12 protein-coding genes are annotated in these 13,298 nt (G+C 34.5%); 5 read left to right on the top strand and 7 right to left on the bottom strand.

The genetic code is table 11. The annotated features are described in order from the left end of the window. Nucleotides 1-124 precede the first annotated feature (124 nt). Nucleotides 125-850 (top strand): 3-keto-disaccharide hydrolase, encoded by a 726-nt coding sequence (locus tag GOQ17_RS04345; protein WP_159635307.1) that lies wholly within the window; start codon nucleotides 125-127, stop codon nucleotides 848-850. Nucleotides 851-890: 40 nt separating this feature from the next. Here the strand turns inward: GOQ17_RS04345 and GOQ17_RS04340 are convergent, their stop codons facing one another. The 6 genes from GOQ17_RS04340 to GOQ17_RS04315 all read right to left on the bottom strand — a co-directional run bounded on the left by GOQ17_RS04340 (nucleotide 891) and on the right by GOQ17_RS04315 (nucleotide 7,468). Beyond that, nucleotides 891-2,375: a glycoside hydrolase family 130 protein gene (locus GOQ17_RS04340; protein ID WP_317163263.1), complete on the bottom strand. Its 1,485-nt coding sequence runs from the start codon at nucleotides 2,373-2,375 to the stop codon at nucleotides 891-893. An 82-nt stretch (nucleotides 2,376-2,457) separates the two neighbouring features. After that, complete coding sequence (locus GOQ17_RS04335) at nucleotides 2,458-4,125, bottom strand: TlpA family protein disulfide reductase (RefSeq protein WP_159635304.1); 1,668 nt, start codon at nucleotides 4,123-4,125, stop codon at nucleotides 2,458-2,460. Nucleotides 4,126-4,143: 18 nt separating this feature from the next. Further along, nucleotides 4,144-4,425, bottom strand: coding sequence for a hypothetical protein (locus GOQ17_RS04330; protein WP_159635301.1), 282 nt, complete (start codon nucleotides 4,423-4,425; stop codon nucleotides 4,144-4,146). A 171-nt stretch (nucleotides 4,426-4,596) separates the two neighbouring features. Then, entirely contained in the window at nucleotides 4,597-5,799 is a 1,203-nt protein-coding gene (fabV, locus tag GOQ17_RS04325) for an enoyl-ACP reductase FabV (RefSeq protein WP_159635298.1), read from the bottom strand. 217 nt (nucleotides 5,800-6,016) lie between these two features. Next, nucleotides 6,017-6,487 (bottom strand): Dps family protein, encoded by a 471-nt coding sequence (locus tag GOQ17_RS04320; RefSeq protein ID WP_159635295.1) that lies wholly within the window; start codon nucleotides 6,485-6,487, stop codon nucleotides 6,017-6,019. An 18-nt stretch (nucleotides 6,488-6,505) separates the two neighbouring features. Then, nucleotides 6,506-7,468 carry an aldo/keto reductase gene (locus GOQ17_RS04315; protein ID WP_159635292.1) on the bottom strand — a complete coding sequence of 321 codons (963 nt, stop codon included), beginning with the start codon at nucleotides 7,466-7,468 and terminating at the stop codon, nucleotides 6,506-6,508. A 147-nt stretch (nucleotides 7,469-7,615) separates the two neighbouring features. On the opposite strand from GOQ17_RS04315, the gene GOQ17_RS04310 reads away from it, so the two are divergent. The 4 genes from GOQ17_RS04310 to GOQ17_RS04295 all read left to right on the top strand — a co-directional run bounded on the left by GOQ17_RS04310 (nucleotide 7,616) and on the right by GOQ17_RS04295 (nucleotide 11,564). Then, entirely contained in the window at nucleotides 7,616-9,301 is a 1,686-nt protein-coding gene (locus GOQ17_RS04310) for an RluA family pseudouridine synthase (RefSeq protein WP_159635289.1), read from the top strand. 123 nt (nucleotides 9,302-9,424) lie between these two features. Then, nucleotides 9,425-9,997, top strand: a complete 573-nt coding sequence (locus tag GOQ17_RS04305) for a Crp/Fnr family transcriptional regulator (protein ID WP_159635286.1) — start codon at nucleotides 9,425-9,427, stop codon at nucleotides 9,995-9,997. Nucleotides 9,998-10,275: 278 nt separating this feature from the next. Continuing rightward, nucleotides 10,276-10,845 carry a pentapeptide repeat-containing protein gene (locus GOQ17_RS04300; protein ID WP_159635283.1) on the top strand — a complete coding sequence of 190 codons (570 nt, stop codon included), beginning with the start codon at nucleotides 10,276-10,278 and terminating at the stop codon, nucleotides 10,843-10,845. A gap of 92 nt (nucleotides 10,846-10,937) precedes the next feature. Next, nucleotides 10,938-11,564 (top strand): L,D-transpeptidase family protein, encoded by a 627-nt coding sequence (locus tag GOQ17_RS04295; protein ID WP_201288526.1) that lies wholly within the window; start codon nucleotides 10,938-10,940, stop codon nucleotides 11,562-11,564. A 391-nt stretch (nucleotides 11,565-11,955) separates the two neighbouring features. On the opposite strand, the gene dinB is transcribed toward GOQ17_RS04295, so the two are convergent. After that, nucleotides 11,956-13,137: a DNA polymerase IV gene (gene dinB, locus GOQ17_RS04290; protein WP_159635276.1), complete on the bottom strand. Its 1,182-nt coding sequence runs from the start codon at nucleotides 13,135-13,137 to the stop codon at nucleotides 11,956-11,958. Nucleotides 13,138-13,298: the final 161 nt, after the last annotated feature.

Raw genomic sequence — 13,298 nt, 5'->3', positions numbered from 1 at the left:
TCATTTAAATATAAACAAAATAAAACAAATATTAAGAATTATAAACAAAATTAAATATTTAAAAATTTTTAATTTTCAAACTTTATAACTTAAATTGTACAATTTTAATAACCACAGAAATATTATGAGATTCCTATCGAAACTGAATTATTTATATACGTTAATTTTAATATTTGCAACAGTAGCATGCTCCTCAAATTCTCAGCAACCTAATACATTATCAGAAAAAGAAGAGTCAGAAGGTTGGACACTTTTATTTAATGGAAAAAATCTAGATGGATGGCATTTATATAATAATAGATTACCATCTTCAGCTTGGATGGTGATAGATGATTACATTTATTGTGATCCTAATAGTGAATCCGACAGAATTGATTTAGTTAGCAACCAGCAATTTGAAAATTATGAGCTAAAGTTTGAATGGAAGCTAGAAAAAGAAGGTAACAGCGGTGTCTTTATCAATGTGAAAGAAGAACCTTCAATTGCGCAAACGTTTTTTTCTGGACCAGAATATCAATTATTAGAAGATTCTCATATGGATTTTAATCTTCCGCTTAAGAAATCCGGTTGCTTGTATAATTTTACCCCGCAGCTAAATAGTGTGCGCACAAAAATGCAACGGCAATGGAACGAATCTCGTATTGTACAAAAAGATGGGAAAATAGAATTTTATCTAAATGGACATCAAACAGCTAAAATGGATTTTAATTCTGAACAATGGCATAATATGGTTTCAAAATCCAATTTTAAAGATTATCCCCAATTTGGGAAATATACCAAAGGTCACATAGCTCTTCAAGATTGGTCACGAGGAGTTTCTTTCAGAAATATAAAGATTAAACAATTGTAATGTAAAAGGAGGGAAATTTCCTCCTTTTACATTACAATTGTTATGGATTTCTCAATAATTCCTCTAATAAATCATCCAATAAAATAGTTGCGTACGTAGATGAGTGATCAGACATAGCATAAGGAAGAATCAAGTGTCCATTGTGCACGATTTGACCACAAGAATAAACGACATTCGGCACATAACCTTCCCTTTCTTCTTGATTCGGATATAATAAAGGCTCATGCAATCTTCCTATAATCTTTCTAGGATCTTCTAAATCTAACAAACTCACGCCTATACTATATTGTCGCATAGGCCCTACACTATGTGTCAATACCAGCCATCCGTATTTTGTTTCAATCGGCGAACCACAATTTCCAATTTGAATAAATTCCCAATGGTATTGCGGTTCACGCAACAAGAAAACTTCATTATGCCAATTAATCAAATCCTCAGAGAAAGCAATAAAATTATTTTCTCCGTCTACACGGCAAAGCATAGCGTACTTACCATTGATTTTTCTCGGAAAAATTGCAGCACCTTTATTAGCTATTTTACCGTTAATAGGTTGTACTTTGAATGTGATAAAATCTTTAGTAGACAATAATTTAGGCATTATGCTCATACCATCATAAGCGGTATATGTTGCATAGTATGTTGAAGAGCCATTATCGTGATCAAATTTTAAAAACCTTGCGTCTTCTATCCCATTTTTTTCCGTGTCCGAAATCGGAAATATTACTCTTTCAGAAATAGATGTATCCAATGAATAAGTAATTTGATAATGTGAGGAGGCTAACCATAATATATGATTTAAGTATTGAGCATACTCTAAATTTTGACCATATTCAGACATTAACTCCCTTATAAATCTTCTTAATTCCTCATACACAAACTTCTCAGGAAATTTTTGAAGTACTACATTATGAAATTCTTCATCTACCGAATCTATATTTGATAATTTGTCAAAAAAATCTTTTTTAAAATACTCATGATTTTTAAACTGCTTTGGCTTCTCCAGTAAGCGTCCTACTTCATCTAAATGAATATCTAGATTTTCATCTATGACTCCCGATCTGAAAACTAATGAAGATACATGCCCCTCACCTGTAGCACGAAAACTCAATATGATACGCTTTTGACCAGATTCTAGTTGTGTCTGATCTGGAGACTCGACAATGGAAGGATTAAAAAAAGCAGCTGATTCTATAGAATATTCCATCGTAAAATAAGCTCCAATCAATAATTTTTGACGATGTGTATAAGAGTAATTCAATAACTCTTCACCAAGTGGTGAATCCATACAACGCTTGAAATTGCGCTCCCAAATATCTACAACACTGCGGTGACGACTCGAAAAATTGCGCAATAGTTGATTTAAAGCGATATCAGTCTCTTGTTTACTAAGTGATAAGACGCGATTTATTACTTTCGCTTTACGTTCATCATTAATATTAAAATATCTAGCTAAAACCCGACTGGAATCAGGTCTAAAGTATATGTTCTTGCGTGTTAATTTGATCCCCATATTGTTATTTCTCATTTTTTCTATAACATATAAAAGGAGTTTTTGTTACAAATAAACAACTAAATTACTTTAAACAATTTGTATAAAGTGAACAGACCTATTCTAACAACTTATCAACCTCTAACACCAATAATTCCAACTGACTTAGTCTTGGAGCTTGACTGATAACTAATTTACCTTCTTTATCAAATAACATATAAGTTGGAAAATGTGGCACTCCCAATTTACGCTCAACCATTGATTGTTGTTCGGTGGGTAGATTATAATGAAAAACATTTTCACCCTCCAAATTATTAGACTTTATGAAATTCTCCCAAGTTGTTTTAGATGTTCGATTCGCCATATAGATAAAAACGACATCTTTTCCCTCAAGAGCCTTTTTAGCCGCTGGAGCATATTCCATTTCGGCTACACATGGACCACACCACGCCCCCCAAAAATCCATATAGACAATTTTACCTTTATGGGGTTGTAAAATTTCTTTAAGGATAAGATCTGCATCTTTTGACTCTTTTAGATGATCTGTATTTTTAAAATTATTAGCAAACTGAAAATTTGTTGACTTATATTTTTCTAATAATGCATTTTCATTTTCTATTAATTCATGAAAAAATGTATTAGAAATATATCCCTTAATTTTTTCAAATTTGGACAGAGATAAAGGAATTTTATTCATTTCAAAATCTTGAAATATCTGATCAAAACAGAATAAATCTATTAAAATATCATTATCAATTATATTTTTAACATTTTCTAGATTTTTAGTTAAAAAAATGAATTTAATCTCCTCATCAACTTTATCATAATTATTCTGGACAAGATTTTGAAGACTTAAATATAAATTTTCCTTTTCTAATTTATCATGTTCTAATGAATCTTGAACATTATAATTACCAATATCCAAATTTCTCTGCAATTCAATATACCGTCTTAATGAATCATTTGTTATTAACTCATTCTTCTGAATAAGATTATATAAAACCTCACTTGTGTAAGCTTTGATTTCCTCATCTTCTAGATAATATTGATAATAATTTCGAATAAAGTATCTATTATCACGGAATAAAGAAACAGGAGTACTTAATTGATTTTTAATAGCACTCATATATTGGTCAGAAAATTTTTCATTTTGATTTCGGTCCAATTCAAATCTCTTTTGCATTAATGCGAATGAAATATTCGCTCTATTGCCTTTATCCATATAGTAGGTTGTCCGAGCTGATAAGTTATAAATGCTTTTGAATTTATCATTTATAGCAAACACGCTATCCATCTGAGCTAATTTTAAATATAAATATGCCGTATCTTTTAATGAACGCTCAAATTTAAATTTTGCTCCCCAACCATCATCAGTTTCCGGAACATATATATTATCACCTAGATATTGGTCATACTTGACTATTTCATTATGGAATCGTGCATTATCACCATAAAAAATAGTTTCACCATTTTCCAAATCTTTATAAACAAAATAATGTTCTCCAGGAGTTAAAATATCTCTTATAGAACTTCTATGCCAATCGATGTAAGCCTCCGATGTATTAATTAATGGTACCTTAACATTAAACAAACCATTTTCGTCAATATCAGCAAATGATTTTTCATTATCGCTATTTAAAAAACTTAAAAGATCAACTAAAAACGGTTGATTATCTTTGAGATTCCTTATATATCCCGAAATATAAGCTGAGTCTACTTTATGGAATTTTGAATCATAAAAGGAAGTCGTGTCAGTTCTTGTATAATTGGGTAAGAACTTATCCACTTTATTGTATTTAGTTTTTCATATTTTAAGCTGATTATTTGCCAAAACCAATTCGATTGGCTTAACTTTTTCCTTTTCTTGAAAGGTGATTTTCACACCCTTTTTGGTTTCTTTAATATCCTTATAGAAAGTAGGTTTACCATTAATAATGGCAAATTTTTCGAAAAAACCATAGTTCCATTCATTGGTCTTAGGATTATACCAATTGCCAATAAATTGCGTTGGAAATGATTGAGTAAATTCTTGTGCTTTTAGATTCAATCCAAAAGCCAATAGGGTCATAATTAAGATTAGTCTCATGTGATTAGGTTGGTTAACGCTTAAAATTAATGAAACTTTATTAATATAAGATAAATAAAATTTACAATTGTTTAAAAGGCATTTTTTTATTCCATTTCTCCATCTTAACGCAAACAAAAAAAATCTCATCGAGAAATCGATGAGATTTTTAGCATAAAGTAAATAAGTTTATTATCCTTCGATACTTGGTACGTTTACGACTTCGTTAGTATCTGCATCGTAGTTTACTTCTGGGAAATTGAAACCGAACAAGTGGAAAAACTCATCACGATAACCTTTGATATCTGAAATTTCCTCCAAGTTTTCTGTTGTAGCTTGCGTCCACAATTTAGCAACTTCCTCTTGCACATCCTCACGCATTTCCCAATCGTCTACACGAATACGACCTTTGTCATCTACGGCAACTTGTCCGTCAGCAGTGTACAAACGCTCTGCAAACAAACGTTGAATTTGCTCGATAGTTCCTTCGTGAATACCTTTTTCTTTCATCACTTTGTACAATAATGAAATATACAATGGAACTACTGGAATAGCCGATGAAGATTGAGTAACCAAAGCTTTATTTACAGAAACATAAGAAACGCCGTTAATATCTTTCAAAAGCTCATTCAACTCTGTCACAGTACCTTCCAAATGGTCTTTTGCACGACCGATAGTACCATTACGATAGATTGGGTAAGTCAATTCAGGGCCGATATACGAGTAAGCAACAGTTTTAACGCCATCCGCTAAAACACCTGCAGCTTTCAAATCTTCCATCCAGAATTTCCAATCTTCACCACCCATTACTGCAACAGTATTTGCGATATCATCGTCAGATTCTACTGGGTTAATAGAAATATCAGATACTACACCTGAATGAAAATCAACTGTTTTATCTGTGAAAGGTTGACCAATTGGCTTCAATACTGAAGCATGAGCCACACCAGTTTTAGGATGCGTACGACGTGGAGATGCTAATGAATACACCACTAAATCTACTTGTCCTAAATCTTGTTTTATCAATTCAATAGTTTTCGCTTTTACCTCATCCGAGAAAGCGTCACCATTGATACTTTTTGCATAAAGACCTGCAGCTTGCGCTTCGTTTTCGAAAGCAGCAGAGTTGTACCATCCAGCAGTACCTGGTTTTCCTGGAGCAGCTGGTTTTTCGAAGAAAACACCAATTGTCGCTGCGTCAGAACCAAAAGCCGCTGAAATACGTGATGCTAAACCAAAACCTGTAGAAGCTCCAATTACTAGCACTTTCTTAGGTCCGTTAGCGATTTTGCCTTTTGATTTTACATACTCGATTTGGTTTTTGATATTTTGAGCCGTTCCTTCTGGGTGTGACGTCAAACATATAAAACCTCTTACACGTGGTTGAATAATCATATTATATTGTTGTAAGGTTATTTACAAATTAATCAAGCTACAAATTAACGGAATTTTTGGGGGAATATTAATATTTAAATTCAATAGCCTAAATCAAAACGAATATTTTACTAAGAACAACTCTATGAAGATTCATAAATTCTAAAAATATATTCTTTTAAAACAAAAACGAGCTAGAATGATTATCTAGCTCGTTTTGCTATTCTATTTTAGAAAATTATTTCAAATGCGCTCTCAGCATCCAAGCTGTTTTTTCGTGCGCTTCCATGATACCAACTAAAAAATCTTCTGTTCCAGCGTCGCCATGCTTTTCGATAGTTTCTATATTTTCACGGATTGAAATTATAATACTTTCATAATCGTTCAATAGTGCTTTGATATAACTTTGGCTATCATTTTTTGATGGTTTTTCCTCCGAAAGTTGCGTTAATTCCAAAAATTCTTTCATAGAACCAATTGCATAATGTCCAATAGCACGAACACGCTCTGCTAACTCATCAATCGTTTCTGCCAGTGCATCATAGAGAGTTTCGAAAAATAAATGTTGAGCGTGAAAGTCTGGACCTTCTATATTCCAATGTGCATTTCTAGCTTTTACATATAGTACATTATGGTCTGCCAACAATTTATTTAAAATTTCAGCCACAGCAGCTGTATCTTTTTCCTTTATTCCAATATTTGTTTTCATCTTATCTATATTAAGTTGTTAATATTTACTTACTTCATTTAATTTTTGAATATCTTCTGGCGATAATTTGATACTAAGTCCATCTACAAAAGCGTCAATATGTTCAAACTTAGTCGCACTAGAAATTGGTGCTGTAATAGATGGTTGAACCAATAACCAAGCTAAAGCAATTGCCGAAGGCGAAACATTATATTGTTCGGCAAGTTGTTGTTGTGCTGAGACAATTTTTCTTCCGCGCTCGTTCCAATATTTATCTTTGATTCCCTTTCCACGAATTGTTTTAGCAAAATCTTCTTCAGTTTTATATTTTCCACTCAAAAAGCCACTCGCCAATGAATAATAAGGAATCACGGCTATTTGATTTTCTAGAGCTAATTTTTGATATAAATTTTCAAATTTAGCTCTATCAAATAAGTTATACTCAGGTTGTAAGGAAATATAACTTGGTAAATTATTCTCCTTAGCGATAGCTAAACTTTCTACCAATCGCTCAGGACTGATATTCGACGCACCAATATACCGCACTTTGCCTTCCTTAATTAAATCCTCGTATGCGCGCAAAGTCTCTTCTATGGGTGTGACTTCATCATCATAATGCGTTTGATACAAATCAATATAATCTGTTTTCATTCGACGCAATGATTCCTCCACTTGCTCCTTGATGTATGCTCCTTTCACATTCGGCTTAGAATCATAGCCAAATCGTCCACCGACTTTAGTCATCAAGTTAACTTTATCCCTTCCACCACGCTTCTCCAACCAATTTCCAATAATAGTTTCGGATTCGCCTCCTTTATTTCCTTCGACCCAATGCGAGTAATTATTAGATGTATCTATAGTGGTAAAACCCTTATCCATAAAATCATCCAAAATTTCAAAAGATTGAGCTTCATCCAATGTCCAGCCAAAAACATTTCCACCAAAAATTAAAGGAACAATATATAAATCTGAATTGCCAAATTGAATTTTATCAAATGCCATAAGTAGTCGTTTTGTACTATAAAAATAGTCAATTTGTGAGCCAATATTGAATATATCAAAACATAAAATTGTCATATTGAGGAGTAGAAAGAGTTACGCTAACAATGAAATTTTCTTAGTAATTTTGCAGTTTATCAAGCAAAAGCAATGGCATTCAATATTCCGTTTTTTCACTCCTTTCAACACGACATTTCTACTATCGAAAAGCCATCAAAATTCACTTTTCCTTTTTGCTACGAACCACATCCGCTGAGTATTTTAGCTTCAGAACAAGTTCAGCAGTATTTAGCTACACAAAAAGATTTTGAACACAATTTTGGTTTGCAAGACGGTCAAGAAGGGCTTGTAATTGGTAAGATGTTTGGTGTATTGGTTGTCGAAGACCATAATGGGAACTTGGGATATTTAGCCGCTTGTTCGGGAAAATTAGCCGGTACAAATCAACATAAATATTTCATACCTCCGATTTTTGATATGCTCGACCCCGATGGATTTTTCCTGCAAGAAGAAGCTACCATAAATGCCTTGAATCGTGAGATTGAAAATTTGGAAAGCAATCCAAGAATTGAGGAATTAAAAGAACTAGCGAAAGAATGCATTGCTCAAAATGAACAAGATTTAGCTGCTGCACGCACATTGCACAAAAAGAATAAAGCCGAACGTAAAGCTATTCGCGCTGCGCAAAAGGAGATACTTTCGGAAGTGGATTATCAAGAGCTAGAACAAGACCTCATCAAACAAAGCTATCGTGACCAACACGAATACGATGTGTTAAAAGTGTCATGCAAACAACGATTAGCGCTGATTGAGGAAGAGTTGAATGCTTTATTAAAAGAAATCGACGACAAAAAGGAATTGCGCAAAACCAAGTCTTCCAATCTGCAAAATCAACTTTTTGACCAATACCATTTTCTCAATGCAAATGGCGAAAAACGTGCTGTACTTGATATTTTTGAAGAGGCAATAAAGATGCTTCCTCCGGCAGGTGCGGGAGAATGTGCCGCCCCAAAATTGCTGCAATATGCTTATCTAAACGATTTAAAGCCTATTTGCATGGCAGAATTTTGGTGGGGAGCTTCCCCATCTTCAGAAGTTCGCAAGCATCAGTACTTCTACCCTTCTTGTCGAGGCAAGTGTGAACCCATTTTGGGGCATATGCTCCAAGGACTGGAAGTAGATGATAATCCCATGCTCGAAAATCCTGCTGAAAATCTAGATATCGAAGTTATCTATGAGGATTACGCAATAATTGTAGTCAATAAACCAGCTGAATTTCTTTCCGTTCCCGGAATCAAGGTGCAAGACAGTGTACAAACACGCATTCTGGCAAGAAATCCCGAAATCACGGGACCTGTGATAATTCATCGTTTGGATATGTCTACTTCGGGGATTTTGGTCATTGCCAAGAATAAAGATGCACATCAATTTATTCAAGACCAATTCATTCGGCATACTATTCAAAAGCGTTATACAGCACTTTTAGATGGTGTGATTGCACAACAAGAAGGTATCATCGATTTGCCTCTACGTGTGGATTTAGAAGATAGACCAAGACAAGTAGTATGTTACGAATATGGAAAACCCGCTCGTACACAATTTAAGGTGGTCGCCATCGAAAATAATAAGACACGTATCCATTATTTTCCCTTAACAGGTAGAACACATCAATTGCGTGTGCATTCTGCTCATGTGAAAGGACTCAATACACCTATTGTTGGCGATGATTTGTACGGCAAACGTGCGGATAGATTGCATTTACATGCAGGCTTTATACAATTTGTGCACCCTACGACCAAACAAGAATTAACGTTTGAAGTTGCAGACCCATTTTAATCAAAAAACTTTTCAAATAATAGACGAGCTTTTGGAGACTTTTTGCGGAAAAAAGTTCAATCCAAATTAATTTTAATTTATAGGATTTTTCCTAAATTGTGAAGGAATTATTATAAACTAACAATGGATATTCTCAATCAAGTCTATCAACACCCGCTATTTACGTCGCAAGATTATGATGTTATTGCACAAGCGCATCAGAAAATCAAAGCCAATAAAGGAAATTTTCTTCTTGAAAAAGGCAAAATCCAGGATGAATATTACATACTAGAGTCGGGATTAGTACGGGCTTATGTGTACGACTACGAAGGAAATGAAATTACAACCGATTTTAAAGGCAACAATGAAGTGGTGATAGATGTCGCATCTATATTTCCACGTGTACCATCGCAAGAATATATACAATGTTTGACAGACTGTTCGCTTTTCAAAATAACGTATGAAGACTTTCAGGAATTGTTTCATCAAATTCCAGCCATGCGTGAATGGGGACGAGCTTGGATGTCGTATGAGTTGTATCTAAGCAAAAAAAGAGCAACCGAAATCATTACAGAACCTGCTTCTAAACGCTATTTGCAATTGATTCAGGAAAAACCGCAAATCATCCAACAAGCGCCTTTGAAACATATTGCTACTTACTTGGGTATTACCGATACCTCCTTGAGTCGCATTCGCAAAGAAGTCGCGCATTTATAATTAACATGAATCCAAGATTAGAGAAATATTAAAAATCAAATAATTGAAGTAATGTTGTTAAGTTAAGAATGTCGCCAATGTTGAATCAGCCCCTCATCCTCCGACACAACCCTGATTCCTGCGTTGCAGTAGCGAGTTGCCGATTGCAGGAATGTTGAGACGTCGTGGCAACTCGGTACAGCGACGAGTTTTTGGCTACTTTTTGCGGAAAAAAGTGGCTGCCTGCCCAGCATGAGGACTTACATATATTCTTTACACAGATTGACCTTAAGCATTAAATGAACCTTATAGAAGATAAAACCTTTCAGAAAATAGATTTTCAAGTCGAAGGCTTTGAAATTGCAGAATACGAATACTGTAAATTTGAAAAATGTAATTTTGAGAATTTAGAATTGAATGGAAGTAAATTCATTGACTGCGAATTTATACACTGCAACCTCAGTTTAGCCAAAATTGAAAACACCATGTTTCAAGATTGCAAATTCACCCATTGTAAGATGTTAGGTTTACTCTTCCCCACGGCGAATAAGTTTAATATGGGATTCTCATTCAAAGAATGTATAATCGACCATAGTTCTTTTTCGGGATTAAAACTCAACAAGACACATTTTACGAATTGCCGTATGCACGAAGTGGATTTCGAAAATACCGAACTGAAAGAAGCTGTATTTGATAATTGCGATTTACAACGAGCGAACTTCTATCGCACCTTATTGGAGAAAGCAAATTTTACGACTTCATATAATTTTCAAATAGACCCCGAAAAAAATAGAATTTCTGGAGCAAAATTTGACTTACAAAGTCTTCCCAATCTTTTGACAAAGTATAAATTACGCATTCAATCGTGAGAACTTTATTTTATATACTGTTTATTTGTATTATGACGAATTGCAATCACATACCCTCTTTAAATACAAATGAAGACAGAGTACAAACTGCTATGTCAGAAAAACGTGAATTAGTTTTAGATAATCTTCAAAAACATCAATTAGACAGTTCCAATTTAGACATTTTGTTCGTTGCTTACAAGGATTTGGATAGGTTAGAATTATTTGCAAAACATAAGCAACAACAACACTACAAACTTTTACAGCTATACAAAATCTGTGCACGATCGGGTAAATTAGGCCCTAAAAAAGCCGAGGGTGACAAACAAGTTCCTGAAGGATTTTATCATATTAATCGTTTCAATCCCAAAAGTAAATTCTATCTATCCTTAGGGCTGAATTATCCCAATGCATTTGATTTAGCGCATAATTACACAGGTACTGATATTTTTATTCATGGCAAATGTATGACTGTTGGCTGTCTGCCGATGACCGACGAATACATGAAAGAAATATATCTTTACGCCCTTTGGGCGAAAGATTCAGGACAACAAAATATTCCTGTGTATATCTTTCCTTTCGAAATGATTGAAGAAAATATGCTTACATACAAAGAACAAGTTAACGAAGAAACTTATGCTTTTTGGCAAAATATTCAGCAGGGTTATCTTTTATTTGAAGAGAGTAAGAAAGAATTGGATTTTACCATAGTCGAGAAGAAATATCAGTTTACGCATTAACTACTGCTTTTAAATACTTTGAGATTCCTCCTATGGTCAGAATGACCTTTATATTGTCGTCATTGCGAGGAAGCATGACGAGGCAATCTAAACACATTCTATTTTATTATTTTTAGATTGCTTCGTTCCTCGCAAAGACGTTGCTAACTACATCATATCGACCGCAGGGAGATATCTAAATACTTATAAACGCTAACCGTAAGATTCCTCCTTTTGTCGGAATGACCTTTATATTGTCGTCATTGCGAGGAAGCATGACGAGGCAATCTAAACACATTCTATTTTATTATTTTTAGATTGCTTCGTTCCTCGCAAAGACGTTGCTAACTACATCATATCAACCGTAGGGAGATATCTAAAAACATGTAATAAGAAATTACAATAAAAAATCTTATCCCGTATTAGCCTTATTAGGTTTAGGAACAGAAATTGCACGTTTTACCACTTCATCTCCAAAACGGTTACGCATCGCATCCATCGCTTGGTACAAGCGTACAGCTTCTTCCGTATCTTCGAATAGATTAATCTGTTGAGAACCTTGCACCAAATGACTAAAACGTACGCCAATTAACCGTACCAACATTCTCTTTTCGTACAGTTTCGCAAACAATTCTTTAGCTTTTCGAATCAACACCGCATCTGAAGCTGTATACGAAATAACCATTTGCTTACTTACTGTGTCAAAATTTGAATAACGCAATTTGACCGTAATACATCCAGTTAACTTTCCGCTTTGGCGCAATTGGAACGCTAATTTTTCGGTCATTCGAATGATTTCACTATTTAGAAATTTCAAATCAATGGTGTCCTGCTGAAACGTTTCTTCCGTTCCAATACTTTTCTGTTCGGAATAAGGAACTATAGGCGTCGGGTCAATCCCATTAGCTTTTCGGGATAAATCTATTCCATTTTTACCCAATAGATTTTGCATCATGGGAACTGGGATTTCGCTCAACACTTTAATCGTTCGAACGCCCATCTGCTGCAACAAAGTAGAAGTCTTCTGTCCTATTCCGGGCATACGCTCAATATGCAAAGGAGCCAAATAGGATTTCTCCAAACCATGTGCAATTTCCTTTCGACCATCGGGTTTAGCATCATCCGTCGCTACTTTACTCACAAGTTTATTCGAAGCCAAAGCGTAACTAATCGGTAATCCCGATTCTTTGCGAATACGTTCTTTGAGCTCAACCATAAACTGACTGCAACCGAAAAAACGGTCTACTCCAGTCAAATCCACATAAAATTCATCGATGCTAGCCTTCTCCATGACAGGCACCGTATCTGCTACTACATCCGTGACTAGACGCGAGTAATAACTATAGCTATCCGAATCACCACGCACCACTATAGCGTGCGGACAAAGACGCAAAGCTAACTTCATCGGCATGGCACTATGCACACCAAACTTACGGGTTTCATAACTACAAGCTGCCACCACACCACGATCACTCAAACCACCCACAATGAGCGGCTTACCCACAAACTGGCTATTCTTTAATCGTTCTACACTCACGAAAAAAGTATCCAAATCCAAATGAGCTACAAATCGTTTAGTATCTTGCCAATCCATCTTATTATTCAAAAACCCCTGACAAAAATACTAATTTTTTTAGCAAAATAATATGAAAACTTTATTTATTAAACAAGCGGAAACTTTCTGTCTAACATGTAAAATAATCAGAAAATAATGTTTATCTTTAATCAAACCAATATAAAAACCACAAAAAACAG

Source organism: Sphingobacterium composti (assembly GCF_009829075.1).
Taxonomy (GTDB): Bacteria; Bacteroidota; Bacteroidia; order Sphingobacteriales; family Sphingobacteriaceae; genus Sphingobacterium; species Sphingobacterium composti.
This window is presented reverse-complemented; position numbering and strand designations above follow the sequence as displayed.

Excerpts from the sequence above, each read along its gene's own strand:
- GOQ17_RS04345 (WP_159635307.1), top strand. The coding sequence starts at position 125 with ATGAGATTCCTATCGAAACTGAATTATTTATATACGTTAATTTTAATA.
- GOQ17_RS04340 (WP_317163263.1), bottom strand. The coding sequence starts at position 2,375 with ATGAGAAATAACAATATGGGGATCAAATTAACACGCAAGAACATATAC.
- GOQ17_RS04330 (WP_159635301.1), bottom strand. The coding sequence starts at position 4,425 with ATGAGACTAATCTTAATTATGACCCTATTGGCTTTTGGATTGAATCTA.
- fabV (WP_159635298.1), bottom strand. The coding sequence starts at position 5,799 with ATGATTATTCAACCACGTGTAAGAGGTTTTATATGTTTGACGTCACAC.
- GOQ17_RS04320 (WP_159635295.1), bottom strand. The coding sequence starts at position 6,487 with ATGAAAACAAATATTGGAATAAAGGAAAAAGATACAGCTGCTGTGGCT.
- GOQ17_RS04315 (WP_159635292.1), bottom strand. The coding sequence starts at position 7,468 with ATGGCATTTGATAAAATTCAATTTGGCAATTCAGATTTATATATTGTT.
- GOQ17_RS04310 (WP_159635289.1), top strand. The coding sequence starts at position 7,616 with ATGGCATTCAATATTCCGTTTTTTCACTCCTTTCAACACGACATTTCT.
- GOQ17_RS04305 (WP_159635286.1), top strand. The coding sequence starts at position 9,425 with ATGGATATTCTCAATCAAGTCTATCAACACCCGCTATTTACGTCGCAA.
- GOQ17_RS04300 (WP_159635283.1), top strand. The coding sequence starts at position 10,276 with ATGAACCTTATAGAAGATAAAACCTTTCAGAAAATAGATTTTCAAGTC.
- GOQ17_RS04295 (WP_201288526.1), top strand. The coding sequence starts at position 10,938 with ATGTCAGAAAAACGTGAATTAGTTTTAGATAATCTTCAAAAACATCAA.
- dinB (WP_159635276.1), bottom strand. The coding sequence starts at position 13,137 with ATGGATTGGCAAGATACTAAACGATTTGTAGCTCATTTGGATTTGGAT.